A 24717-nucleotide genomic window follows, 5' to 3' on the forward strand; every position below is an offset into this window, starting at 1 on the left:
CGGCCTGTCCAGCCCGCTGGCCGGCTCGCCGTTCGCTCAGCTCCGCAGGTCGAGCAGGGCCTTCCGTTCGACCTCGGTCAGCGGGCCACGGGCCTCGGCGGCGAGGCACTCCGCCAACTCGGTGCGGTTCTTGACGCCGAGCACCACGGTCGCCACACCGGGGACGCTCAGGGCGTACCGGTGGGCCAACGAGGCGGGCGACTCACCGAACTCGGCGGCGAGCGCGCGGAACCGCTCCGCCCGGGCGAAGTCGACCGCGACCGGGGCGTCGTCCGCCACGGACCGGTCGATCTCGCCGGTGAGCGCTCCCGCCGCCACGGCACGGATGGCGATCACCGAGACGCCGTCGGCGACCGCGGCTCGGCGGATCTCGTCGTTGCGAGGCTCGGCCGACTCGCCGAGCAGCCACATGTCGCCACTCAGGTCAAGGGCGTTCACCACCGCCTGGACCGCATCCGGGCGCGGCTGCTGGTGCATGGCGTCGATCACGGTCTGCGGGTGGCCGACACCGGTCAACCCCCAGGCCCGGATCTTGCCCTCGTCGCGCAGCCGTTCGAAGGTGGGCACCACCTGGTCTCGGTACAGTTCCCAGCCGAGTGTCCGGGGAGTGGGACCGGTCCAGCCCTGCGGGTGCAGTTGAGAGTGGAGCAGGAAGAGATCCAGCTGCTCGCGGCCGAGACGCTCCAGGGTGGCGTGCAGGCTGCTGATCATCTTCGCCGGGAGATCCCCGCCGTCCTGCTCGGGCAGCTCGATCTTGCTGGTGACCAGGACGTCCGCGGCCGGAATGCCGTGCAGCGCGGCACCGGCGACGTTCTCGGCCGCGTAGCCGTCACCGTAGGTCGGGGCCAGGTCGAGCATCGTGACGCCACCGTCGACGGCCGCCCGCACGGTCGCCACCGCCTCGGCGTGGTCGGTTGCCCCCCACACACCGCCGATCCCGCCGCCGCCCAGGGTGAGCGCGCTGACCGTGCCGAGACGACCGAAATTCCTGCTGTGCATCTGCACCTCCGTGACGGAACGTGGCTGCCATTGTACTGATCGGAACGCCGCTCACATCAATGCGCCGGCCCGCGCCCCGTGGACTCGGAACAGCGCCGCGTACCGGTCCAGACATCCGTCCACACCGAACTCCTCCAGGGCCCGCTTGGCCCCCTCGCGTCGGGTGTCGGCGTCCCAGCTGAGCACGTCCAGCAGCGCCACCCGTAGTCCGGCCGGGTCCCGCGGCTGGACGACCCTGCCCATCCCGGTCGCCAGGACCGGATACCGGCCGCCGGGCAGATCGGTGGTGACCGACGGGATACCGCACATCATCGCCTCGGCCTGCGCGATGCCGAAGGACTCGGCGACGGAGGGCAGGGCGAAGGCGTCGATGGAGGCGTAGAAATCGTTGATCTGCCGGCCACGGAGCAGCCCGAGAATCCGGATCCTGGGATCCCGTTCGGCGGCCGCCCGGATCCGGTCGATCACGCTTCCGCCCGCGACGGTCAGATAGTCGCCGCCGAGCAGCAGCCGCGCCTCGGGATCCGGGATCTCGGCGAATGCGGCCACCAGGTAGTCCAGACCCTTGTCCGGCACGATCCGGCCGAGGAAGCCGATGTGCGGGCCGGCGGTCTCCCGGTATGCCGCCTCCCCACCGCGCCGGTCGAGACAGGGTGCCGGAATCGCGGACCGCTGGCTGGACCGCAGGATCGACCAGAGCTCCGAGTACCGCGCCTGGTCGTCGCTGTTGACGACGACGGCGTCCGAGCGGCGCAGCGTCACCCGCGACGACACCCGCACCGCGGCCATCGCCGCCCGGGTCACCAGGGTGGGCGGCAGCCAGAGGTCGATGTGGTAGGTGGTCACCACCGGCACCCGCAGCGGCAGGGCAGTGATCAACGCTCCCTCCAGCATGGGCAGATGCAGGTTGACCACCCGCGAACGTCGGGCAACCCGGCGCACCAGGGCCGGGAAGCCGGGACTGACCGGGCCACGGCCGATCGAGGCGACCACCGGGCTGCGGTAGACGTCGACGCCGTTGCGGCTCTCCCGCAGCGGAAGCGTCGGGTCGTGCCGGACGGCGACCACCGCCACCCGCCAGCCCCGCCCGGCAAGGCCCTCGGCGAGCACCCGGGCCACCTCGGTCAGCCCGCTGACGTAGGGCGAGTAGTAGTTGACCGCGACGCAGAGGTCGTACTCGTGGGAGTCTTTGCTGCTCACGCTCTTCTCCAAGGGGTGTCGATCGGTTACCAGACGTGCCAGGTGCCGGCCAGCATCGCCTGCGCCAGCACCGCGGCCCAGAGGCCGAGATTGACCAGCAGCGCGCGGTCCCGGACGAGGTCCTCGACCGGATCGCCGCGGGAGCCGCCCATGGCGATCATCTGCAGATAGCGGTGTACCGCGAACGCGGCGAACGGGAAGGTCAGCCCGGCGGTGACCGGCCCGTACGGCGGGGTCTGGGTCCAGACGAAGGCGACGTAGCCGATCAGCGCCGCCACCAGGTTCACCACCACCATCTGGTCCAGGAAGTGCACCGAGTACGCGCGCAGCGCCGGACGGTGCTCGCCGGCCTCACCGCCCGCGGCCGACAGGGCGGCGAGTTCGTGGCGTCGCTTGCCGAGGGAGAGCGCGAGGCACGCGCAGTAGACCCCGATCAGCAGCGCCGGATGGACGGCCGCGCCGACGGCGATGGTGCCGGCGAGCACCCGCAGGACGAATCCGATGGAGACGACCGACACGTCGACCAGGGGCTGGTGCTTGAGTGCCAGGCAGTACCAGAGGTTGAGGGCGAGATAGCCGGCGACGACCACGCCGGTCAGGGCGGGTAGCAGGGTGGCCAGGGCGGCGGTGCCGGTGAGCAGGCCGACGAGGAGGATGACCGCGGCGGTCGTACTCACCCGCCCGCTGGCCAGTGGACGGTTTCGTTTGACCGGATGTAGGCGGTCGCGTTCCCGGTCCCTCAGGTCGTTAAAGACGTACACGGCTGAGGCGGCGGCCAGGAAACTCAGCAGCGTGCCGAGCAGCGGCACGATATGGGTCACCGTGGCGCCGGGGGCCGCGACGAGCGGCGCCGCCAGCACCAGACTGCCCTTGACCCACTGGCGGGGTCGCAGCAGGACGAACAGTCCGGTGACGCGGGCCAGCGGTTTCAGTGCCTGCACGGCGACGGCCGGGTCGACGGAGACCACGGGCAGGTCCGGCGTGGTGGGGGTCGGTGCTTCCAGGGCGTGATTCATGGCGGACCTCTCCTTGCTCCGTGGAGTGTCAGAACAGCGCCTTCGCCAGGCTCAGGGCGCCCTGCTTCCAGGGGTCGCGGTGCGTACGTCCGGCGCTGCGCCGCGCCCCGGCGGCGTTCGCCCGCCACCACTGGTACGTCTTCAACAGCGCCTGTTCGTTGCTGAACCGCGGGTTGAACCCGAGCCGCTGCGTCGCTCGGTCGATCGAGACGTACGAGTCCCGGGTGAGCTTGTGCACGAGTCGCTTGTAGACCGGGGAGAGGCGCGTCGCGGCGAGGACCCGCAGCGCGGTGACGGCGGGCCCCACCGGCATGGCCAGGACCCGCCGGCCGTGGCCGGCGGCGTCCAGGACCGCCTGGAAGTCCTCCCGTAGGGTGCGGAACTCGCGCGCGCCGATGTTGAACGTGTCGTTGGCCTTGTCGTCGGGCGCCTCGCAGATCAGCTGGATCGCCGCGCAGAGGTCCTCGACGTCGAGCATCTGGGTGGCGACGTCGCCGCCGCCGATCAGCGGGAAGTGCCGGCCCTCGTCGGCCCACTCGAAGAGCATGGCGAACAGACCAAGACGCTCCTCGCCGAGGAAGGTCTTGGGCCGCACGATCGGGGCGCAGAGGCCCTGTTCGCGCTCACGTAGCACGGCGGTCTCGGCGCCGAGCTTCGCCGCCGAGTAGGGGTCCACCGGTTCGCACGGGTAGTCCTCCGGCGTGGGGCAGTCCCGGGGCAGCCCGTAGACGGCGGTCGACGAGATGTGCACGAACCGGTCCACACCGGCCCGCCGCGCCGCAGCCAAAGCCGCCCCGGTGCCCTCCACGTCCACCGATCGGATCTCCGCCGCCCGGTGGCTGGGCAACGCGGCGGCGGAGTGGATGACCACGTCCGCGCAGCGGAAGGCGCGGGTCATCGCCTCGACGTCCCGGACGTCGGCCCGGACGAAGCTCGCCCGCTCTCGTACCCGGGGCGCGAGTGGACGGATGTCCACTCCGGTCCAGGTCACTCCCGGCCAGGGGCGCGCCAACAGCGCGGTGCCCAACATTCCGGCGGCTCCGGTCACCACAACGTGCACTTCCACCTCCCGTTTCGAAGAAATGCCGCGCTCTCGACGGCAGTGTCACGACTGCGCAGCGGCGACGTTTCCGGCATTCACCGTCATTGGATATTTACCGACCGACCATCCATCGGTCACCGTTACCGACCAATCGGGCCGGTCCGCCAAATGCCCGGCAAGTCGCATACCCGACTGACCAGCCGCGCCGCGCCGACGCCGGCTCCGTACGAGCGTCGATAGGCTGCGCGTGCTCCATCCGGCGGCTCCGTCCTCGGTGGTGAATCCGGTATTAGCACTCGTGACGCTAGTGAGTGGCGATTGCCCCCTCCTTGGTGTCCGGGACAAGCTTCGAGCAAGGTGCCGATCGATACCTTTTTCCCGGCCGGTACCGACCTCGGCGGGAACCGGAGCCACGTAAAGGAGTTGCGATGACGGAAGCGGCGGCAAGAACGACCGCAATAATGGACGAAAAGGATCCGGAGCTGTCGCCGGGGCCTTCCGGCCGGTCCCGTCAGGCCCGCTGGGGGGTACGCCTCGCGGCGGTGGCCTGCGTGGGCTGGCTGGTCGTCGTCGTGCTGCACCATTTGCTCAGCGCTCGGACGTACGTGTGGGGACCGGTGGACCTGTTGCCGCCGATCGTCTGGGCGGCGGTCCCGGTGGTGCTGCTACCCGTCGCCTGGCTGGCGCGACCGATGCGCAGGCGGCTGGTCGGGGCGGCGCTGCTCGCCCTCGTGCTCGGCGTCGGCTACAGCGGGATCAACTTCGCGACGGTGTTCCACACCCCGCCTCCGGCGCCCGCCGACGCCGTCAAGGTGGTGACCTGGAACACCGAGTACTGGGACCAGGACCGGCGCAACGGCGGGGAGCAGCGCACCACCACGGCGCAGTTCTACGACTTCCTGCGGGAGATGGACGCCGACGTCTACATGCTGCACGAGTACGCCAACGTCGACGACTCGCTGGTCGACATCTTCGCGCAGGCGTACGAGATCGACCAGACGGCGCAGTTGAAGGCCGCGTTCCCCGGCTACACGATCGTCCGCGAGGGGCGCAACGTCACGCTCACCCGGCTGCCGGTGGTCGGGCATGCGTGGCTCGACTCGCAGCCGTACCTGCCGGACGACCTGAAGCCGGTGCCGCCGGCCCTCGTCGACCGCCCACTCTTCTACACGTCACAGGCGCTGCGTACCGACATCCGGGTCAACGGCCAGGTCGTGTCGTTCTACAACTCGCACATCTTCCAGCCGCCCGTCCGGATCCTGCTGCTGCGCAGCGACGATGACCGCAACATGTTTGAGATCGACCGGTTCAACTTCGAAATTCGGCAGGCCAGCTATCAGGCCATCGCCGCCGACCTGGAAAAGAATCCGAACCGGGCGGTGATGGCCGGTGACCTGAACACGTCACCGTCGATGAATCTCCTCGACATGGTCTCCGACCGGCTGGTCGACCAGAGCAGGGCGCTCTCCTCGCTCTACCCGGTCACCTGGCCGGTGGGCGACAAGCCGCGAATGTGGCGTATCGATTGGCTCTTCACCACTCCGGACATCAAGGTACACAGTTACGAGCTGACCCTCCCCAAGGGCCTGTCCGATCACAAGGCCCAGCAGTTCGTCATCTCGGCACCCTGACGAGATGAGCGTCACATTGGCGCGAAACACGCGGTGGCGGGGCATCCCGAGCATTTAACCAGCATGAAACCGATCGACAGTTGTCTACCGATGTCGATCAGGCACTAGGGTGGTCGACGGGTCTTCTCGACGACGAGAAACCGACGAGTAGGTGCGTCGTCCACCTCCCAGCGCAGCCGAATTCCTGCCCGAGGAGCATCAATGAAGCCCGCCCACACGCCACTGGTGTCAGTGGTAATCCCCTGTCACAACAGCCGGAAGACCATCGCCCTGAGCGTGCTCTCGGCATTGCACCAGACCCACCCGTCGATCGAGGTCATCGTCGTCGACGATGCCAGCACCGACGACACACCGGAGATCGTCAAAAAACTTGGTTGCACGCTCATCGAACTGACCGACAATGTCGGTGCCGGCCCCGCCCGCAACCGCGGCATAGCCGCAAGCAGCGGCGACATCCTCTTCTTCCTCGACTCCGATGTGGCCCTCGCCCCCGACGCGGTCGCCAACGCCGTCAAGATCTTCGAGGAGAACCCTTCCTACGGAGCCGTCTGGGGCGTCTACGGCGACCGCCCCCTGGTCGACGACGGAGTGGTGGAGTGGGTGCAGGTGCTCTACGGCCACTACCGCGCCACCCGCAAGCTCGGGCCGGCCCGGACCGGCCACTTCGCCAGCGGGGCCGTACCCCGCCGGGTCATCGACGACATCGGGGCGTTCGACGAGCGGCTGCTCGGCCAGTACGCCAACGAGGACCACGAGTTCAGCCTCCGGATCGCGGAGCACTACCCGGTCACCCGCACCCTGTCCGTGGTCGGTTACCACGACGACGACGACCAACTGTCCTCGATCCTGCGGAAGCTCTATCGGCGCGCCGGCTCACTGGTTCCCCTGGTCCTCAAGCAACGCGAGCTGAAGCCCGAGCGGGAGGCCACGCACCGGCCCGCCGAGGTCGCGGCCGCCTTCCTGGCCACCACCAGCCTCCCCCTGGTGCTGGTCTCCCCCTACCTGGCGGCCGTTCCGGTCGCCTTCCTGACGTGGTTCATCGGCGTCGACCTCCCCCTGCTGAACTACGTCCGACGCACCGCGGGCTGGCGGATGGTCCCGCCGAGCGCGCTACTCAGTTTTCTGTACAGTCTCGCGATTTCCGCGGGCGCGTTGAGTGGTGGCCTGCGCTACGTGCTCGACGCGCGCTTCCGACAGAGGTACCGGACGCCAGCCGGCGTCCACTAGCACACCGGCCGGCGTCAGCCGTGATGACGGGGAGAGCATGTGAGGATCCGACTACTGGGGCCCATCGAGGTGGAATCGGCGGACGGCCCGCTGGATGTGGGGCCACGTCAGCGTCGCGCAGTCCTGGCGGCCCTGGCCGTGGACGCCGGCACACCGGTGTCGATCGACACCCTGACGGAACGGGTGTGGGGGCCGGCGGCTCCGGAGGCGCCCCGCAGCGCCCTCTACGCCCATGTCGCCCGGCTGCGTCGGGCCCTGGCACAGGCCGACGACGGCTCCGGCAGAACCATCGGCCTGGGTCGCCACGGGGACGGCTACGTGCTCGACGTCGAGCGCCAGCAGGTGGACCTGCACCGGCTGAACCGTCTCATCGACACCGGTCGCGCGGCGACGCGGATCAACGACGAGAAGCGGGTCGCCGCCCTGCGCGAGGCGATGGACCTGTGGCGGGGGGACCCACTGGCCACCCTCTCCAGTGACTGGGCCAACCGGGTGAGGCGCAGCGTGGCATCGCAGTTGATCAGCCTGGCCGGCGCCTGGGGCGCCGAGGAGCTACGTCTCGGCAGCCCGGAGGCGGTGGCCGAGCGGCTGGCCCGGATCCTCGGCTCGTACCCGCTCGCCGAACCGCTCGTGTCGCTGCAGATGCGGGCGCTCTGCGCGATGGGGCGTACCCCGGAGGCGCTGCAATACTACGTCGACACCCGCGCACAGGTCGTCGAGCAGTTCGGCGCCGAGCCCGGCCCCGAGCTGCGCAACCTGCACGTCGCCATACTCCGCGGCGAACTCGACGAGCCGTACCCGGGCAACGTCGGCCCGGTCACCACCCCGATCCGGCACGTGCCGCGGCAGCTACCCGCCGACATCGCCCGATTCTCCGGTCGGCACGACGATCTCGCGCCGGTCATGAACTGGCTGAAGCCCGCCAGCACAACGGACTCGGCCCCGGTCGTGTCGATCTACGGGACCGCCGGGGTCGGAAAGTCCACCCTGGCCATCCACGCCGCGCACAAGCTCACCAGCCGCTACCCGGATGGCCAGTTGTACATCGCCCTACGCGGCACCAGCGTGGACGCCGAGCCGCTGACACCGGTCGACGCACTCGCCCGGCTGCTGCGCACCCTCGGGGTCAGCATGAGCTGCGACCAGGAGCAGGTCGACGAGGCGGCGGCCCTGTTCCGCTCGGTCGTCGCCGGGCGGCGGCTGTTACTGGTCCTCGACAACGCCGTCGACGCCGCCCAGGTGCGCCCGCTGCTGCCCAGCGGCGCCGGATGCGGGACGCTGGTGACCAGCCGCCAGCCGCTGGCGGGGCTCAGCGACGTGCGCCAGCTGCGCGTCGGACCGCTCACCATCCCGGACGCCATCGCGCTGCTGAGCCACTGGGTCGGCGCGGAACGGGTCGCGGCGGAGCCGGAGGCCGCGACCGCCATCGCAGAGTGGTGCGAGTGCCTGCCGCTGGCGCTGCGCATCGTCGGTGCCCGCCTCGTGGCCCGTCCCGGTTGGCCGCTCGCCGAGCTGCGCGACCGGCTCGCCGACGAGCGCCGCCGGCTGGACAACCTCGAGTTCGACGGTGTCGGCCTGCGGGCCAGCATGGCCGGCTCCTACGATCGTCTCTCCGGCAGCCCGGACCGCTCCGAGCGCGCCATCGCCGAGGCGTTCAAGTTGCTGGGCACGTCGCCGATGACCGAACTCAGCCGGTCGACCGCCGCTCGGGTGCTCGCCCGCTCGGAGGCGCACACCGAACGCATCCTGGAGCGGCTGGTCGACGCGCAGCTGTTGGAGACCTCGACCCCGGGCAGTTACCGGATGGGGGAACTGCTGCGGCTGTACGCCCGGGAACGCTTCGCCGGGCCCGAGACGGAAATGACCGGCGAGCCGTCGGACAAGGAAGAAACAAGCGGTTCACGGTTAGCGTGAGCCACCAGCTCGATTCCTTTCCACGATCGGAGAAGGTGCGCGTGTCAACAAAAGAACTGGACGCACCGCAGGCCTTCCCGGAAATCGCCGTACCGGTGACCGCTGTGCCCCGTAAGCGTTGGCACACGGTGGCCCGCCGGGTACTCATGAGCCTGTTGCTGACGGTGACCGTGGTCTTCATCGTGCTCGCGCTGCGCGGTCAGGACTGGTCCACGGTGGCCGGCACGCTCCGCGGTCAGCGACCCGGCTTCGTCCTGACGATGACGACGCTGGCTGTCCTGGCCAACGCCGCCGGTCTGGTCGCCACGATGGTCTCCTGGCGGGCCATGCTCGCCGGCGTCGGCGAGCGCGTTCCCGCCGTGGACGCGGCCCGGATCTTCTACTTCGGACAGCTCGTCAAGTACGTGCCCGGCAAGGTGATGGGCTTCCTGGTCAGCGTCGAGATGGGCAGGGCCATCGGCGTACCGGCGGGCCGGATGAGCGCGGCCTGGCTGCTGGCCCTGGTGGTGAGCCTGCTGACCGGCGCCACCGTGGGGCTGGCCGCCGGGCCGGAGGTGTTCGGCGCGTCGTCCGGCTGGCTCCTGCTGGCCCTCCTGCCGGTGGCCGCGGTCCTGATCCGCCCCGGTCTGGTGGGTGGGGCCGCGACCCTGCTCGGCCGGCTGCGCCGCCGACCCGAGCCGTCGACGGCGATCTGCGGCACCGGCATCCGGCAGGCGGTCGTCGCCCAACTGCTGGCGTGGGTGATCGGGGGCGCCCACCTGTGGATCCTCGCCGTGGCGATGGGGGCACCGCCGCTGCGCGCGCTGCCGCTCTGCCTCGGCGCGTTCGGCCTCGGCGCGGTGGCCGGGGTGATCGCCGTGTTCGCCCCCGACGGCATCGGCGTTCGGGAGGTGGTCGTGACGGCCGCGCTCAGTGTCATCCTGCCGATTCCGGTGGCCGGTGTGGTGGCGCTGGTCAGCCGGGTGGTGGTGACACTGAGTGAACTCGCCACCGCGGGGGTCGGCCTGCTGGTGGCCGCGGCCATCATCCGGCGGCGCCCGGCGGCGGCGGTTCCCACCGTGCCCACGGTGACGGTGGCAACCGTTCCGGAGCACCCGAATGCCGGGCAACCGGTTCCCAAGAAATCGCCAAGAATATGGCCACAGGCGAACCACTAACGTGCTCAGAGGTTAGGTAATCGGCCGTAGCGATACCTCAGAGAATGCGGTACCCATGCCGGACAGGAAATACGATCTGACGCTAGCGGCCACCCACTACGAGCCGTACGTCAGTGGCTTCACGCAGACCGCACGCAGCATCGCCGAAGGAATGGCCAATCGGGGGTGGCGGGTCGCCGTCGTCACCGCCCAGCACGACCCCGACCTGCCGCTGCGGGACACCGTCGGCGGGGTGGACATCTACCGTTCCCCGGTGTTGATGAGGGCGAGCCGGGCGATCGTCGCCCCCCGCTACCCGATCCTGGCCGGTCAGCTGGCGCGCAGCTCGTCGCTGCTGCACGTCAACCTGCCGATGCCGGAGGCGGCCCTGCTGATGCCGCTGGCCCGCCGCGTACCGGTGGTGAGCGTGCTGCACAGCGACCCGCACCTGCCGGCAAGCTGGTCCGGCCGGGCCTTCGCGCGGGCCTCGGACGTCGCCTCCCGAGCGGCCATCCGCGGCTCCGCCGCTGTGGTGGCGAGCAGCCACGACCAGGCGCACGCCTCGCGGTTCTGGCCGGTCATCCGCAACCGCAACTTCACCCCCATCACGCCGCCGTGCCTGGACCGGCGGGGCGGTGAGCCCCGATACCGGGAGACCGGCGGCCTGCACGTCGGCTTCCTGGGCCGGATCGTGGCGGACAAGGGCGTCGGCTACCTGGTCCGGGCGTTCCAGCAGATCGTCGACCCCGCCGCCCGGCTGTTGATCGCGGGCAACTACCACGAGGTGGCCGGCGGCGATCTCATGGCGGTGCAGTCCGAGATCGACCGGGACAGTCGGGTACGGATCCTCGGCGAGCTGCGCGGCCGGGAGGTCAACGACTTCTACGCCTCGGTCGACGTGTTCGCGCTCCCGGCGGTCGCCAGTTCGTTCGGCACCGTACTGGCCGAGGCGATGATGAGCGGCATTCCGTCGGTGACGACCGATCTTCCCGGCAACCGGTACCCCGTGGCCGCGACCGGCTTCGGTCGGGTGGTTCCGCCCCGGGATCCACAGGCGCTGGAGCGGGCCATCTCCGAACTGGCGGCGGTGCCGCGGCATTGGAAGGAGCAGAAGGCCCGGGCGGCACGGGCGCGTTTCTCCGTGGCGGCGTCGCTGGACGCGTACGAGGTTCTCTTCACCACCCTTCGCGGACGCACCGCGGCACGGTAACACCGATGAGACAAAAGAAAGGTTGGAGCCCGATGAATGAGCAGCCACTCGTCTCCGTGATCATCCCGAACTACAACTACGCCAGCACCATCGGCGAGTGCATCAGAGCGGCGAAGAACCAGACGTACCCGGCCGTCGAGGTGATCGTGGCCGACGACGCGAGCACGGACGACTCGGTGGCGATCGCCAGGGCGCTCGACGTCACGGTGCTGCAGGTTCCGGTCAACAGCGGCGTCTCCACGGCGCGGAACCTGGGCGCCCGGCACGCCAAGGGTGAGGTGTTGTTCTTTGTGGACTCCGACGTCGCGCTCGACCCCGACGCGGTCGAGCGGGCGGTCGACCACCTACGGGAAGAGCCGCAACTCGGCGCGATCTGCGGCATGTACCGGGCCGAGCCGATGTTTCCCGACAGCCTGGTCAAGCGCTACCGCGCCATCCAGCAGTACGTCTGGTTCTGCGAGGTCGAGGGCGCCATCCCAGGTCTGCACTCGGCGCTCTTCGCGATGAAGAAGGAGACGTTCCTGGAGATCGGCGAGTTCAACGACCGGCTTCGCTGGACCGAGGAGCAGGACTACGGCTTCCGGCTCAACGCCCGGTACGAGGTCAAGGCCGTACCCACCATCCGGGGACGGCACGACCACGACGGTACGCTGCGGGTGATGCTGACCAAGGTGTTCAACCGTACCCGGCTCGGCGCGCCGAACTGGCTGCGGCTGAACAAGCTTCCGGGTGGCGCCGGCACCGGATATCGGGCTTTGGGCAGCGCCTTCCTGCTCGCGGCGGTGATCGCGCTGGCCTCAGCGGCGATCCTCGGCCCCTGGGCGCTCCTCGCCGCCGCGGTGCTGACCGGGATCAGCATCGGGCTCGACAAGCGCACCTACGGCTACGCCTATCGTCACCATGGAATCCTTTTTGGACTACAATTCACGGTGCTTCACCTAATGGTGACGCTCACCTCGGCGGTGGCAGCCAGCATCGGCATCCTGCAGGGACTGCTGTTCCCACGAATGACGCGGCGGCTCTACCGCGTCGAGAACCCCGCCTGACCCGCGCGCCAGCAGTAGCGGTGCCCGACCGGAAAGTTGAACATGACTCTTTCTGATCAGCCTGACGACCAGGGTTTCGGGATCGACAGCACAGCGACGGAGGTGCTCGCCGGCATCGACCTCTCCGGTAAGTTCGCCATCGTCACCGGCGGATACTCCGGCCTGGGCCTGGCGACCACCCGGGCCCTCGCCGCGGCCGGCGCCCGGGTCCTCGTTCCGGCCCGCCGTACGGACGTCGCGCGGGAGGCGGTCGCGGGGATCGCCGGCGTGGAGGTCGACGAACTCGACCTCGCCGACCTCGACAGCGTCCGGAACTTCGCCGACCGCGTCCTCGAATCGGGTCGTCCCATCGACATCCTGATCAACAACGCGGGCATCATGGCCACCCCGCTGACCCGGGTGGGTGAGGGCTGGGAGGCTCAGTTCGCGACCAACCACCTCGGGCACTTCGCCCTGGTCAACCGGCTCTGGCCGGCGCTCACCGCGGACGGCGGCGCGCGCGTCGTCGTCACCGCCTCGGGCGCCGGGGAGACGCCGCGGATCAACTGGGACGACGTGCACTTCGAGAACGGCTACGACAAGTGGGCCGCGTACAGCCAGTCGAAGTCGGCCAACATCCTCTTCGCAGCCGAACTCGACCGGCTGGGCCGGGCGGTCGGGGTACGGGCCTTCTCGGTGAACCCCGGCTACATCCTCACCCCGTTGCAGCGGCACCTCTCCAAGGAGGAGATGGTCGGCGCCGGCTGGATCGACGAGAACGGCACCGCCCTGCTGCCCGAGTTCCGGGCACCCGAGCAGGGCGCCGCGACCCAGGTCTGGGCCGCGACGTCACCGCGACTGGCGGACGCGGGCGGCGGCTACTGTCAGGCGTGCACGGTGGCCAAGACCTTCGACGGCCCCGCCGACCGCGAGGCGGCCGAGCGGCTCTGGGCGCTCTCGGCCGAGTTGACCGGCGTCGACGCGTTCGGCAAGTCCGAGTAGTCGGCGCGGCGGGCCGGTTGCCAGCCCGCCGGACGTGACACGGGGGTGGGCCCGGCCGGGCCCACCCCCACTCGACCCGACTGTTCACGAGACGGGTGAGGGTCGCGGCATCCGCCTCCGACAGAATGCGTGCACGGCGACATCTGCCGGCCTTGACGATCAGCGATATGCGGCCGCCTGCAGGCTGAAGAATTCGGCGTACATCCCGTTGAGCGCCAGCAGCTCGTCGTGGCTTCCGGACTCCACGATCCGCCCGTCCGACACGACCAGGATCACGTCAGCCATCCGGACGGTCGAGAACCGGTGTGACACGAAGACGGTGACTCCGCCGGTGCGGATCCCCACGTCACGCGCCGCGTCGGCGTACCGGTCGAACAGGGCGTGCTCGGTCAGCGGGTCCAAGGCGGCGGCGGGTTCGTCGAGCAACAGCAGCAGCGGATCGTCGCGCATCATCGACCGGCTCAACGCGATGCGCTGCCACTGCCCGCCCGACAGTTCAGTGCCGTTGTCGTAGGACGTGCCAAGGTAGGTCTCCAGGCCGACCGGCAGCCGGTCGATCACCTCCTCCGCGTCTGCTCGCCGGGTTGCCCGCTCCACCGCGCCCGGTTCGTCGAGTCGAGGCAGGTCACCGAGGCCGATGCTGCTCCGGGCCCGCAGCTCCAGCCGGAGGTAGTCCTGGAAGCTGGCGGAGATCCGCTGGCGCCATCCCAGCGGGTCGAGCCGCCGCAGGTCGGCGCCATCGATGGTGATCTCGCCTGCGGTCGGCCGGTAGAACTGGCAGAGCAACTTGACCAGGGTGGACTTGCCGGAACCGTTGTCGCCGACGATGGCGACGATCGTGCCGGAAGGGATGCGCAGGCTGAGGCCCTGCAACACGTCGACATCGGTGCCCGGGTAGCGGAACGCGACGTCACGCAGCTCGATGCCGTCGGTGAGGACGGCGGGCGGTGTCTGGTCAGCCGGCGGCCCGGGTTCCGGCGGCGTGGCATCGCGGATCCAGTTCAACCAGCCGAAGGCTCGGGCGTTGCGTTGCAGCGCCTGGGCGAGCGCGACGGCGCCGGCAGCCTGCGCGTTGGTTTGCACGGCCAGCGTGATGGCGAGGACAACGTCGCCGACGGTTCGCTCGCCGCTGATAGCGGCGCGAACGACCAGGACGATGGAGCCGATGTACCCGAGCGCGAAGATCAGCTGACCGGTGAACCGCAGGGCTGCGCCGACGCATTCAGCTCGGCGCAGTCGGCTGTCCACCTCGCGGCGGACCACCCCATGGCGGCGGCGGAGCTCTCCGCCGAGCCCGAAGAGCCGAATCTCCTTGGCGGCTGTCGAGCTGAGGGCCAACTCGAACAGGTGCCAGCTCATGCGAGCCGACTCGGCGGTCACGAGTTCGGCACGTTCCAGCCGCTTCTCGGCCAGCCGCCCGGCGATCAGCGGAGGGACACCGAAGATCGGCAGCAGGAGCAGCCACGGCTCGATGCGGGCGAGGAGCACGGCGGTCAGGGTGATCTGGGTGAGTAGCACCCCGATCGTCAGGACGGTCTGCACGCTCTGACTCAACGTCCACGACTGCTGTCGGAGCAGCTCGAAGCGATCCGCGGCGTCGCGCCGCTCGTGCAGCGCCAGCCCGACCGGCCCGTGCGCCAGGTCGCCGAGCTGACGTTCGGTGTCCTGCTTGTGCAGATCACCGAGTTCGAAGAAGAAGATGTGGGCGAAGTGCTCCATGGTCAAGCTGAGCAGGACACTCACGGCGGCGGCCGCCGCCGTCCAGACCGCGACATCGGTCCGCCCGTCGAGGGCCGCGTCGACCGCCACACCCAGAAAAAGCGCCAGCAGAGGTCCACTCACGGCACCGAGCATCATCAACAGGGCGGCGGTGATCAGCCTTCCCGGGCTGAGCCGCCACGCCGAGGCCAGGGTCGCGCCGACACTGCGCAGCATCCTATTCACAGCCTTCGACCTCTTCCTCGGTGAACCGCGCAGCCTGCAGCCGAAACAGCTCCGCGTAGCGACCGTCGAGGGCGAGCAACTCCTCGTGGGTACCCTCCTCGACGACGCGACCGTGTTCCAGCACGACGATCCGGTCGGCACGGCGCACTGTGGAGAATCGGTGCGAGATGACTACGCTGGTGACTCCCTGTGTCAGGTCGAGGAACCGCTCGAAGAACGCCACCTCCGACCGCACGTCCAGGTTGGCGGTCGGCTCGTCGAGGACGAGAATGCCGGCGCCACCCTCGACTGCGACGAGAGCACGGGCGATCGCGATGCGCTGCCACTGCCCGCCGGACAGTTCGGCGCCGCCGGCGTATCGCCGCGACAGTGGAGTCTCCAGGCCACGGGGGAGACGGTTGACGAAATCCGCCGCGCCGGCCTTCTCCAGGGCAGCCCGGACCACCTTGTCGGCACGCTCCGGCTCGGCGAGCATCTCGATCGCCCCGAAGGCGACGTTGTCGCGCACCGGCAACTCGAAGTGCGTGAAGTCCTGGAAGATCGCCGCGACCCGGCGCTGCCAGGCCGTGGCCGGGAAGGTCCGAATGTCGACGCCGTCAGCGGTGATCGCCCCGGTCGTCGGCTCGTAGAGCCGGGCCAACAGCTTCACGAGGGTGGTCTTGCCTGCGCCGTTGAGGCCGACGATCGCCAGCGACCGGCCCGCCTCGATGGTGAGGTCGAGGTCGTTCAGCACCGGTGGCCCGCCCGGGTAGGCGAAGGACACCTTGTCGAATCGCAGCACTGTCCTGGGCAGTCCAGCCGGATCGCCCCTGCCGCTCTCGGTCGTGCGGGCGTCGGCTTCGCTCATCCTCTCGATCCGCTCCACCGACCGGTAGGCATTGAGGCCCTGCTCGGTCGCCACATCGGACTCGGCGATGAACCCGCCGATCCTCATGGCTGCCAGGGACGCCTGGAATACGAGTATCAACCCGCCGAGGCCGAGCAGTCCGGCCGCCGTTGCCTGAGCCGCTCCCGTCAGCAGCACGCCCAGCAGCACAAAGGCGACAAGAACGTAGAGGATGTAGGGGCCGTAGAACAGCCGGCGCCGGGCTCGCCAGACCGGGAGCGCGGCGTCCATGGCGGCGGTCGTGTACTCCTGCTTCAACCAGGGTAGAAGCCCGAAGACCCGCAACTCCTTCGCCGCCGCGGGTTGGAGCAGCATGGTGCGGAGATATTCGCTGCGGCGCCGCAGCCGGGCGGTGCTCCGGAAAACCTCGGTGAACACCGACAGACCGAGCCGGTAGCCGAAACGGATCGTCAGGGCCGCGACGAGCAGCGCCGGCCCGGCCCACCACACGAAGGCGACCGACGTGACCCCGGCGGCGAGCACGGTCTGCAGGTACCGCGAAATCAGCGCGATCTGACCGGCACCCGCGGCACCCGGCGACCACATTTCGGTCCGCAGCCGGTCCTTGGCGTCGGCGACGTGATCGAGCAGTTCCGGATCCTCCATGACGGCCACGCCGCCGCTCGCTTGGGAGGCCGCCATCAACCGGTCACGGACGAGGTCGTCGAGGCGGCGGCGGATCAGGTTGCCGAGCAGTTCCTGTACCGGCAGCAGCAGCTGCACTCCGAAGAACGCGGCCGCCGCGAGGATCAAGTTGGTCCGAAGATCGCTCCAGGCCGCCGACCCGAGCCCGCCGGCTACCGCGTCCGGCACTCGGGCGACCACGGCTGAGGTGGCGAGGATGAACGCGACCGGCAGGATCCCTGCGGCGATCTGGACCAGCACGGCGGACGAGACCAGCGACCAGCCAGCCTTGGGCACCAGGTGCAGGATTCTCATTCGCCCGTCGCGGCGCGATCCGTGGCCGTCGACAAGTTCCGCCCACACAGATCTCTCGTGCATCGTCACCACCAGGCGCCTCCAGTGCGGCTGTGAACCCTATCGGCGCATGGCAGAGCCCGTGTCGACGACTGCGGGTTCCCACATGCCACTTCATCATTCTGCGACGGCTGCGGGGGTCGACCTGGCACACATTTCGAACCGCTCGTAGAGATCGGTCCAGTTGGCACCGACCGCCGGGTTGAAGATTGGCGCAAGCATGGCCTGAAGGATCACCTCAGGAGATTCCTTGTGCAGCGCGATGAATAGGCTCAAGTTCTTCAGCCAGCCCTCATAGACACGGGTGTTGGGGCTCAGCGGCGGCCCTTGATGGTAGGCGAAGCTTTCGTCGTCGAAGACGAACTGCGTGCCGAAGCGCTCCAGCCTGTACCCCAACTCGGAATCCTCCAGGCCCCATCCCCGAAATTCTTCGTTGAACCCACCGACGTGCTTGTAGTCGACGCTGGGAACGGACACGTTGCAGGTGAAGAAGAGATGCCATGACGTCTTCAGGTCGCCATCGACATCGCTCAGGCGGCTCAACAGGTCCAGCCTGATGTCGCTCTTTATCACGCCGCCGAGGAATTTCTCGGCACCGTCCTCAAGGAAGCGCTCATCGAACGCTTCCGGTGCTCGCAGATATTTTCTGAAGCCGATGACGGCCTTCTTTGCGGAAGCAACTCGGTAGTGACGAAGATGCCCATCGACAAAGGTGGGCGGAACCAGTTGGTCACCATCGACGAAGATCAGGATGTCGCCGGTCGCTTCTTCCGCACCGCGATTTCTTGCGGCACCTCTCGACGAGGTTGCAGAACGAGGCAGATGCAGGTAGCGGAACCGGGAGTCCGCCATCACGTGACGCTGCACCGTCTCTGCTGTCGAGTCGGTCGATCCGTCATCCACGATGAGCACTTCGAGGGAATCGTCGGCAGCCAGACTCTGTGAACGGAACGTGCGAAGGCATCTGTCCAGCAGGACGGACGAGTTGAATGTCGGTACAACCACTGATGCCTTCATCGGAGGTCTCCATCCCAGAGCAAGAACCGCAATTCCAAGTGCGACAACTAGCCGACGACCGACGGCGTTGCCGCCGGTACGATCTACGTACCGCCGCGGTCAGGTGACCCGGCTGCGCCGTCCCCTGAGGCCTGCTGGGATTCCGCGCGCCAGGTGCACCCGTCGCCTGCCTGTTCGCACGACACCGTGACGTCCGATTCGACGTAGCGGGCGGCGATGGCGGTGTTGAGTTCCTGACAGTACTGGCATGGTGATGCGAAGGTCAGTTTGACGCCGGCACCGGCGGCCAGTTTGCGGTACCGCAGGATCCCACATTCGGTGTTGCGCAGGACGGTGCCGGAGGGCTGGGGCTCGCTGGTCACCGCCGAGTCGTAAAGCAGCAGTTGGCGCTGCAGCCGGGCCATGAAGTGGGCGGTGGCAGACTCTCCGGCGGGCCGCTGCGATCGCAGTAGGTCCGCGGTGATGCGCGAGTTCGCCTGGATCCACGCGGATACGCCTTCATCACCGTGCATGCCGAGAATGAACTCTTCGGCGGCCGCCTGGGCCTCGAAGAACCGCTGGCGCCAGAGGTCGACCTTGACGGTGGGGTCGAGGGGAGCTGGGTCACTGGTCATGGTCGGTGTCCTTGGCGGTGTCAAGCTCGGCGAATACCTCCTGGGCGATGCGCAGCCCGTTGTTGGCAACCGGCCAACCCCCGTAGTAGGCGAGCTGGATGATGATTTCGACGATTTTCTCTCGGGGCATCCCGAGGTGGAGGGCGGCACCGATGTGGCCGCGCAGCTCCCAGTCGGTCCGGGCCAGTGCGACCGCGGTCAGTGCGATCAATTCGCGTTCCTCGACACTGAGGTGCGGGCGGGTCCAGATCTCACCGAACAAGTGGTCGATGGTGAGCTTCAGGAAGTCGGGGTAGGAGCCTGGGCGGGGTTCGCGGCCGAAGACGTGCTTGAACATGGCCTCACCCCGCTCATGTCGGGCAAGCGGCTGGCTCATCGATCACTCCTTGGTGGTGCCAGGTGGCCTGTCGGACAGTGGTGAACTTCCACGCCGCCGCCGGGCCCCGCCGCCGGCATCGTCGATCAACGCGGCAGGTACCGGCGCAGCCTGACCAGACCCACCCCAGCGCCCGAAGCGGTGAGGAGGGCCGTGTCTCGGTCAGATCTCAGAGGATGATGCTGAGCTTTCCGTGTTCGTAAAGACTCTCGTGGTCGAGCACCACGAGACGTCTCCGGACCCGGAACGACTCGCCCTCGACGGCGAGTTCGAGCCGGAATTTTCCGACGTAACAGTCAGAGCGCCCGTGCCCGAACCGGTACACGACGACATTCGCCGCCACATCGAGGTGCGTGCCCCGATCAGCCACAATCTCCACGTTGCTGATCATCCGATTCGTCCGCGAGCGGGGATTCTCGCACCACACCTCGCCGTTGAGGATCTGCTCGATCCGCTGGCGCAGCCGGGCGGCGTTGTCGTCGATGAGCCCGAGCGCGTCGGCCGGCTCGCCCCGGACGTCCGTGGCCGGCACCAGGTAGCGGATGTCGTCGGTCAGCATCTCGTCGTACCACTCGCGCAGGCGCCACTCGTCGAGCAGCCGCGCCTCCCGGAAGAGGAACTGGCTCACCCGGTGCCACAACCGCATCTGGGCCGTCTCGTCGACCGCCGGCTCGGTGTTGATCGTGTCGGTGGTCATCGCCGTTGCCCTCCTTGCCTCTCGGCCCGCTGAGTGAGGTGGTGACCTTCCTCGCGGTCGTCGTCGCCGTCGTGCATCAACCGGTCCCACTGCCGCCAGAACTCCCGGGCTGGAAGCTCGTCGGTGGTCTCGGGGACCTCCTTGGCCATACCGCGTGACAGGTCCGAGTGGCGGAGCGTGCGATTGAGGTAGCCCCGTTGACAGGACTCGATGATCTCGATGTCGTCGGGGGTGGCGAAGCCGGCGGGGCCGAGGAAGGTCAGGTAGTGACTCTTACGCAGTTCCCGAATGTCCGGATCCTCGTCCTGGGGGGCGAGCGCGACCGAGGTGATGGACATCTGGCCGGCGCTGACCGGGTCGATCTTGCGGATGGTGATCCCGATGGCGTCGATGATCATCAGATTTGGGAAGATCATCAACGCCCGGTTGGCGCCGGTGATCCGTTGGGCGCGTTCGGCGCCGAACCGTTCGACGAACCGGGCGGCCGTCGCCTCCATCCGTGACCTGACCTCGGGAGGAAACATCGGCGTCCAGTAGGCGAGTGGTCGGGCTGCCGCCGGTACCAACTCATTGGCGCCGTGCCCCCGGCCGAGAGCGCGGGCGAAGCCGCCTCGTCGTCGCGGTGCCATCGTCCCGAGCGACTCGATGTAGCTCACGTAACGCTTGTGCAGGGCGCGGAAATGGTAGATGTCGACGCTGTTCTCCATCATGAGCTTCCAGTTGGCCCGAGCCCCGTGCAACTGCGCGCCTTGGATCACCTCCATTCCTACTTCGGACTGGTCGGCGATCAGATCGAGGTACTCCGTGGCGCCCGCCAGATGCTCGGTCAAGGTGAGTGGCTGCTCAGGATCGAAGGTCGCGAACACGAAACCCCGGTAACTGTCGCTACGGTGCCGCGCCAGGCCGAAGTCGGACTTGCGGAAGCCTGGGCCGTACCCGTCCGGAAGCGGAACCCCGACCAGGTCACCCTGGTTGGAGAATGTCCAGTCGTGGTAAGGGCACCGGAACGATCTGGCCTGCCCGGCCGACTGCGAGCAGATCAGAGCCCCGCGGTGCGGGCAGCTGTTGGCAAGAACTCGAATCACCCCGTCGGAGCCGCGCGCCATGACCACCGGGCGCCCTCCGACGTCACGTGACACATAGGAGCCCAGCTCGGGCACCTCCGATTCGTGCCCGACGTACAACCAGCAGCGATCGAAGATTTTGGTGATCTCCTGTGCGGCCACGTCGTCGTCGGTGTAGGCCCGGCGGTCCACCCGGAACGACAAATTCTCAGGATCGTCGAACACGATCTGGCCGTCCACCGGCCGCTGCAGTTCTATCGTCACTGCTCCCCCTTTCGCTGTAGCTTCTCGCTCATGCTGCCGACTATTTCTGCCGTGCGCGCGGCGGAATTACCGCATTCGGGCTGCGCCGCGCGCAGCCGCGCCCGATAGTCCCGGCCGGGATCAAGCAGATCGGTCACAGCGTCAGCGACTGCCTGTTCTGAGACGTCGGCCGGCTCCAATGCCGTCCCGAAGCCCGCGGTTTCCACGAAGTACGCCTGGATAGGCTGATCCACAGCTAGCGGGATCACCAGCATCGGTGTCGCCGCCCGGATCGACTCCGCCACCGAGTTGTAGCCGCCATGGGTGATGAACACGTCGGCGCGCTCAAGCACCTCGCGTTGGGGCACGTACGGGGCGGTAAGCACGTCGGCGGGCAGCGCGAGTTCCTCAGCGAGATCTCCCACCGCGGCGATCACCTGCGCACCGGTCTTCACCGCCCCCATGATCACCGTGCGTAGGAGTTCGGGCCGCCTGAAGAAAATCGTGCCGAAGGAGACGAACACCAACGGCCGGCCGGGGTCGATCTCCTCCAGGCCGGGAAAGGCGACCTCGTCGCCGCGGATACCTGCCGCGCCCGGCAACCCGACCAGCTGCACGCCGTCGTCGGTGACCGCTTCATCCCCGACGAGCGAGGGAATCGTCGGCATCACGTTGAGAATTGGCGAACGCGCCGAATGCGTCCGGGTCGACCACAACACCCCGCGCCTGGTCAGATAGTCGCCGACCTGTTCGTCGTACAGCCAGCGACCTTGCCGACGCTCCTTCGGGCATACTCCGCCCAGGTTCGCCCAGATCATCCCGTACGGCACACCGGACGCCTGGGCCCCCGCCATCGCTGCCGCCAATACCGGCAGCGAATCGAGCAGCGCGAAGTCCGGCTGCGTCGTTCGGAGCGCATCAGCCACCTGGTCCGCCAGCGGTGACGATTCGAGCATCGGACCGATCTTTGCCGGATCGTCGCTCCACGGCGCCATCTGGACCTGCCCGACCAGGTGGACCTCCGCCGCGCCCAGGGCCTGGCGACGCTGCTCGCCGAGCACGCCACCGTCCGCCGACACCAACAGCAGCACAACCTCGTTGCCGGCAGCTTGGAGCGCATTGACCACCGGAATGTACGGGTTGAGGTGGCCATGCTGAGTCGTGGTGAGGAAGGCGATGCGCACTAGATCTCCGATCCATGGGGAAACGAACAGGCCGACTCGGATCTGGGCCTGAATCAGCCACACCGGCCACGAATGCGCCACCCGGCTTTAAGCGACGAGTCCAGACCCGCGACGCACGAGCGGCAGAACTGCGCCCGAAGGCGCGCGGGACCGGCAGGCTAGAAAGCCATCGACGTCCAAATACTGGTATGAGGCTCTACGCAATCCCCAACGCCATTGTGGGGACCCGGACCTGTCTACGTTGACTGCCGAAACAACCTTGCAACAAAGGGCTTACCGGCCGCACCGAGGCGACTCCGGAAAGTGTGCCGGATGGCATGATCAGAGTCAATGCTTGACGTGTCAGCACGCCCACAACGCCGCTGAGCTTGGCCATAGTCCGCTTCCACCCTCAGCAGGCAGGACCGGTTGCTCGGCAGCGAAGTCGCGGAGGTGCGGACACATAACCCTTCCGGCCGAGTCGTCGGATTTCGTGCGATGGTGTCGATGAAGCTTGAAATGTCGCCTTGGCCGCGCTATGAGGCGTGGTCACCGGTCAACCGGTGCCGGCTCGCGGACGAGGTCCTTGCCAGAAGTCCCGCTCTTCGATAGCAGCCTCTCCCTGCCTTTTTCCAATACGGCGACGAAATCGGCCCGCAGCGCACACGCTGCAGGCCGATTTCGTGCTCCGTCAAACAAGGAAGCCGACTATGAACGCCACTGTCACGTGCGCGGCGCGCACCGCCCACGATGCCGAGCCCCGGACCGCGTATGGCTGATCCGGCAAGCCTGAGTTTCCCTGCCGTCAACGCAGGCCGGCAAGGGGCCGGAGGGATCTGCCGCGACTGACTGTGGTTGGGCGCATTCGGGTGCGCGTAGGCGAAGTAGATGATGTCGTCCCACGAGTTACGCACCGGCTTGCCGAGAAAGAGGCGGACTCGTTGGCAGAGGTCCGCGGCGCCCCGTCGATCCGCGACCCGGTGCGGTTCAGGCCAGGTCGATGTGCAGGAGGCGCTGCCAGCCCAGGACGGCGGTCGCGGTGAGTTCCAGCAGGGACGCGGTGACCAGTGACCAGTGCCACGGCCCGTTGACCCAGTAGTAGACGAGCGCGCCGAGCGCCGGAACGTTGAAGGTGAGCAGGTCGGCGGCGGCCTGGAGGGTCTTGCGCCGCCGTCGGCGCTGGTCGCTGCGGTGCGTTTCCTCCCAGCCGAAGACGGGCGCGGCCGCCGGGTGCAGATCTTGCACGCGCGGGGCGAGCGCCGTGCGCACATAGCGACCGATCGCGGAGATCTTCTCGTCGTTGGCGAGGTGAGTCCATCCGAGGACGGTCGCCGCGCCGGGGAGGATGAGCAGCAGCGCCCCATGGCTGCCCAGCGTGGTCACCCCCACCACGATGGCGGCGTACGCGGCCAGGGTGACGTAGATGAGGTTGTCCCGTAGGCCGATGCGGGCACGTTGCTCCTCTTTGAGCTGCCCGTACTCGGCCAGAAGCAACTCCCGTAGCGGGTCAGCGGACATGGTGGGCCTCCTCGGAGCGGGCGCGCAGGATCGGGATCTGCACCAGCCAGGTCTCGCCGGGGCGGTAGAGCGCGGCGGGTCGTCCGCCGTTGCGGGTGGTCTGGGCGCCGGTCGGCCGGACGAAATCTGGCACGGTGAGGACCTTCCGATGGAAGTTGCGGGCGTCCAAGGAGCGCCCCCAGACGATCTCGTAGACCCGGCGGAGCTCGGACATCGTGAACTCGGGGCCGCAGAAGGACGTGGCGACGGTGGTGTACTCGAGTTTGCTGCGGGCACGCTCCACGGCGTCGGCGAGGATCTGGGCGTGGTCGAAGGCGAGCCGGGTCGGCTCCGCCAGGACCTCCTCCACCGGGTACCAGTCGACGTGACGCGCGTCGCCGCCGGCGGTGGGCGCACCGGGCGTCGGCACCAGCGCGAGGTAGCAGACAGTGATCACTCGTTGTCGCGGGTCTCGGTCCGGGGCACCGTAGGTGGCGAGCTGCTCCAGATGGATCCGGCTGGGATCGAGCCCGGTCTCCTCGGTCAGCTCCCGTACGGCGGCGGAAGTCAAGTCTTCCTCCACAGTCGACAAAAAACCACCTGGAAGGGCCAGCAAGCCGCGGTCCGGCTCGATTCCGCGTTCGACCAACAGGACGACGAACCGGCCCGCCAGGACGGTGAAGACCGCCAAGTCGACGGCGACCGCGATCAATGGGGCAGTCCACTGCTTATCGTCCGGCACAACACTCTCCTCTTTTGGTCAGCTTGACGATAGCACCGACGCGCCCGTACGCTCGACGGAGAAATGGTTACTCTGACGATAAGGTGCCTACCCC

Annotated in this window: 21 protein-coding genes; 7 read left to right on the forward strand and 14 right to left on the reverse strand. The window is 68.4% G+C overall.

Annotated elements, in window-relative coordinates:
- Positions 1-36: 36 nt before the first annotated feature.
- The 4 genes from O3597_RS19230 to O3597_RS19245 are packed head-to-tail and all read right to left on the reverse strand — an operon-like array spanning position 37 to position 4275.
- Positions 37-999, reverse strand: a complete 963-nt coding sequence (locus tag O3597_RS19230; protein ID WP_281601945.1) for an aldo/keto reductase — start codon at positions 997-999, stop codon at positions 37-39.
- 51 nt (positions 1000-1050) lie between these two features.
- Positions 1051-2199, reverse strand: a complete 1149-nt coding sequence (locus O3597_RS19235; protein ID WP_164445837.1) for a glycosyltransferase family 4 protein — start codon at positions 2197-2199, stop codon at positions 1051-1053.
- A gap of 26 nt (positions 2200-2225) precedes the next feature.
- Positions 2226-3215 (reverse strand): UbiA prenyltransferase family protein, encoded by a 990-nt coding sequence (locus O3597_RS19240; protein WP_164445838.1) that lies wholly within the window; start codon positions 3213-3215, stop codon positions 2226-2228.
- Between the two features lie 28 nt (positions 3216-3243).
- Positions 3244-4275, reverse strand: coding sequence for an NAD-dependent epimerase/dehydratase family protein (locus O3597_RS19245; protein WP_216592613.1), 1032 nt, complete (start codon positions 4273-4275; stop codon positions 3244-3246).
- A gap of 410 nt (positions 4276-4685) precedes the next feature.
- On the opposite strand from O3597_RS19245, the gene O3597_RS19250 reads away from it, so the two are divergent.
- From O3597_RS19250 to O3597_RS19280, 7 genes are all read left to right on the forward strand, one after another.
- On the forward strand, positions 4686-5888 hold the full coding sequence (locus tag O3597_RS19250) for an endonuclease/exonuclease/phosphatase family protein (protein WP_281601946.1): 1203 nt from the start codon (positions 4686-4688) through the stop codon (positions 5886-5888).
- Positions 5889-6089: 201 nt separating this feature from the next.
- Complete coding sequence (locus O3597_RS19255; protein WP_216592614.1) at positions 6090-7115, forward strand: glycosyltransferase; 1026 nt, start codon at positions 6090-6092, stop codon at positions 7113-7115.
- Between the two features lie 39 nt (positions 7116-7154).
- Complete coding sequence (locus tag O3597_RS19260; RefSeq protein WP_164445842.1) at positions 7155-9029, forward strand: BTAD domain-containing putative transcriptional regulator; 1875 nt, start codon at positions 7155-7157, stop codon at positions 9027-9029.
- A gap of 41 nt (positions 9030-9070) precedes the next feature.
- Complete coding sequence (locus O3597_RS19265; protein ID WP_164445843.1) at positions 9071-10186, forward strand: lysylphosphatidylglycerol synthase transmembrane domain-containing protein; 1116 nt, start codon at positions 9071-9073, stop codon at positions 10184-10186.
- Between the two features lie 55 nt (positions 10187-10241).
- A complete protein-coding gene (locus O3597_RS19270; RefSeq protein WP_281601947.1) occupies positions 10242-11375 on the forward strand; it encodes a glycosyltransferase family 4 protein in 1134 nt (377 codons plus the stop codon).
- 32 nt (positions 11376-11407) lie between these two features.
- Positions 11408-12421, forward strand: coding sequence for a glycosyltransferase family 2 protein (locus O3597_RS19275; protein WP_281601948.1), 1014 nt, complete (start codon positions 11408-11410; stop codon positions 12419-12421).
- A 42-nt stretch (positions 12422-12463) separates the two neighbouring features.
- Positions 12464-13402: an oxidoreductase gene (locus O3597_RS19280; RefSeq protein ID WP_281601949.1), complete on the forward strand. Its 939-nt coding sequence runs from the start codon at positions 12464-12466 to the stop codon at positions 13400-13402.
- A gap of 159 nt (positions 13403-13561) precedes the next feature.
- Here O3597_RS19280 and O3597_RS19285 read toward each other — a convergent pair whose 3' ends face one another.
- The 10 genes from O3597_RS19285 to O3597_RS19330 all read right to left on the reverse strand — a co-directional run bounded on the left by O3597_RS19285 (position 13562) and on the right by O3597_RS19330 (position 24623).
- On the reverse strand, positions 13562-15337 hold the full coding sequence (locus O3597_RS19285) for an ABC transporter ATP-binding protein (protein ID WP_281601950.1): 1776 nt from the start codon (positions 15335-15337) through the stop codon (positions 13562-13564).
- A gap of 1 nt (position 15338) precedes the next feature.
- Positions 15339-17234, reverse strand: a complete 1896-nt coding sequence (locus O3597_RS19290) for an ABC transporter ATP-binding protein (RefSeq protein WP_281601951.1) — start codon at positions 17232-17234, stop codon at positions 15339-15341.
- A 93-nt stretch (positions 17235-17327) separates the two neighbouring features.
- The gene (locus O3597_RS19295; protein ID WP_281601952.1) at positions 17328-18227 is read right to left on the reverse strand and encodes a glycosyltransferase; all 900 of its coding nucleotides are present in this window, start codon (positions 18225-18227) and stop codon (positions 17328-17330) included.
- An 83-nt stretch (positions 18228-18310) separates the two neighbouring features.
- Positions 18311-18841, reverse strand: a complete 531-nt coding sequence (locus O3597_RS19300; RefSeq protein ID WP_203992643.1) for a hypothetical protein — start codon at positions 18839-18841, stop codon at positions 18311-18313.
- Entirely contained in the window at positions 18831-19217 is a 387-nt protein-coding gene (locus O3597_RS19305; protein ID WP_164445852.1) for a carboxymuconolactone decarboxylase family protein, read from the reverse strand. The genes O3597_RS19300 and O3597_RS19305 overlap by 11 nt, the downstream gene beginning before the upstream one ends.
- A gap of 169 nt (positions 19218-19386) precedes the next feature.
- Complete coding sequence (locus tag O3597_RS19310; protein ID WP_203992637.1) at positions 19387-19914, reverse strand: aromatic-ring-hydroxylating dioxygenase subunit beta; 528 nt, start codon at positions 19912-19914, stop codon at positions 19387-19389.
- Complete coding sequence (locus tag O3597_RS19315; protein ID WP_281601953.1) at positions 19911-21242, reverse strand: aromatic ring-hydroxylating dioxygenase subunit alpha; 1332 nt, start codon at positions 21240-21242, stop codon at positions 19911-19913. The genes O3597_RS19310 and O3597_RS19315 overlap by 4 nt, the downstream gene beginning before the upstream one ends.
- Complete coding sequence (locus O3597_RS19320) at positions 21239-22405, reverse strand: glycosyltransferase (RefSeq protein ID WP_164445854.1); 1167 nt, start codon at positions 22403-22405, stop codon at positions 21239-21241. The genes O3597_RS19315 and O3597_RS19320 overlap by 4 nt, the downstream gene beginning before the upstream one ends.
- Positions 22406-23371: 966 nt before the next feature.
- Positions 23372-23902 (reverse strand): hypothetical protein, encoded by a 531-nt coding sequence (locus O3597_RS19325; protein WP_281601954.1) that lies wholly within the window; start codon positions 23900-23902, stop codon positions 23372-23374.
- Entirely contained in the window at positions 23892-24623 is a 732-nt protein-coding gene (locus O3597_RS19330; protein ID WP_281601955.1) for an NUDIX domain-containing protein, read from the reverse strand. Before O3597_RS19330 ends, O3597_RS19325 begins: the two co-directional genes overlap by 11 nt.
- Positions 24624-24717: the final 94 nt, after the last annotated feature.

Origin of the sequence: Verrucosispora sp. WMMA2044 (genome assembly GCF_027497155.1) — a bacterium.
In the GTDB taxonomy this organism is placed as follows: domain Bacteria; phylum Actinomycetota; class Actinomycetes; order Mycobacteriales; family Micromonosporaceae; genus Micromonospora; species Micromonospora palythoicola.

Excerpts from the sequence above, each read along its gene's own strand:
- O3597_RS19325 (WP_281601954.1), bottom strand. The coding sequence starts at position 23,902 with ATGTCCGCTGACCCGCTACGGGAGTTGCTTCTGGCCGAGTACGGGCAG.
- O3597_RS19290 (WP_281601951.1), bottom strand. The coding sequence starts at position 17,234 with ATGCACGAGAGATCTGTGTGGGCGGAACTTGTCGACGGCCACGGATCG.
- O3597_RS19255 (WP_216592614.1), top strand. The coding sequence starts at position 6,090 with ATGAAGCCCGCCCACACGCCACTGGTGTCAGTGGTAATCCCCTGTCAC.
- O3597_RS19270 (WP_281601947.1), top strand. The coding sequence starts at position 10,242 with ATGCCGGACAGGAAATACGATCTGACGCTAGCGGCCACCCACTACGAG.
- O3597_RS19305 (WP_164445852.1), bottom strand. The coding sequence starts at position 19,217 with ATGAGCCAGCCGCTTGCCCGACATGAGCGGGGTGAGGCCATGTTCAAG.
- O3597_RS19240 (WP_164445838.1), bottom strand. The coding sequence starts at position 3,215 with ATGAATCACGCCCTGGAAGCACCGACCCCCACCACGCCGGACCTGCCC.
- O3597_RS19310 (WP_203992637.1), bottom strand. The coding sequence starts at position 19,914 with ATGACCACCGACACGATCAACACCGAGCCGGCGGTCGACGAGACGGCC.
- O3597_RS19230 (WP_281601945.1), bottom strand. The coding sequence starts at position 999 with ATGCACAGCAGGAATTTCGGTCGTCTCGGCACGGTCAGCGCGCTCACC.
- O3597_RS19300 (WP_203992643.1), bottom strand. The coding sequence starts at position 18,841 with ATGACCAGTGACCCAGCTCCCCTCGACCCCACCGTCAAGGTCGACCTC.
- O3597_RS19295 (WP_281601952.1), bottom strand. The coding sequence starts at position 18,227 with ATGAAGGCATCAGTGGTTGTACCGACATTCAACTCGTCCGTCCTGCTG.
- O3597_RS19275 (WP_281601948.1), top strand. The coding sequence starts at position 11,408 with ATGAATGAGCAGCCACTCGTCTCCGTGATCATCCCGAACTACAACTAC.
- O3597_RS19280 (WP_281601949.1), top strand. The coding sequence starts at position 12,464 with ATGACTCTTTCTGATCAGCCTGACGACCAGGGTTTCGGGATCGACAGC.
- O3597_RS19285 (WP_281601950.1), bottom strand. The coding sequence starts at position 15,337 with ATGCTGCGCAGTGTCGGCGCGACCCTGGCCTCGGCGTGGCGGCTCAGC.
- O3597_RS19250 (WP_281601946.1), top strand. The coding sequence starts at position 4,686 with ATGACGGAAGCGGCGGCAAGAACGACCGCAATAATGGACGAAAAGGAT.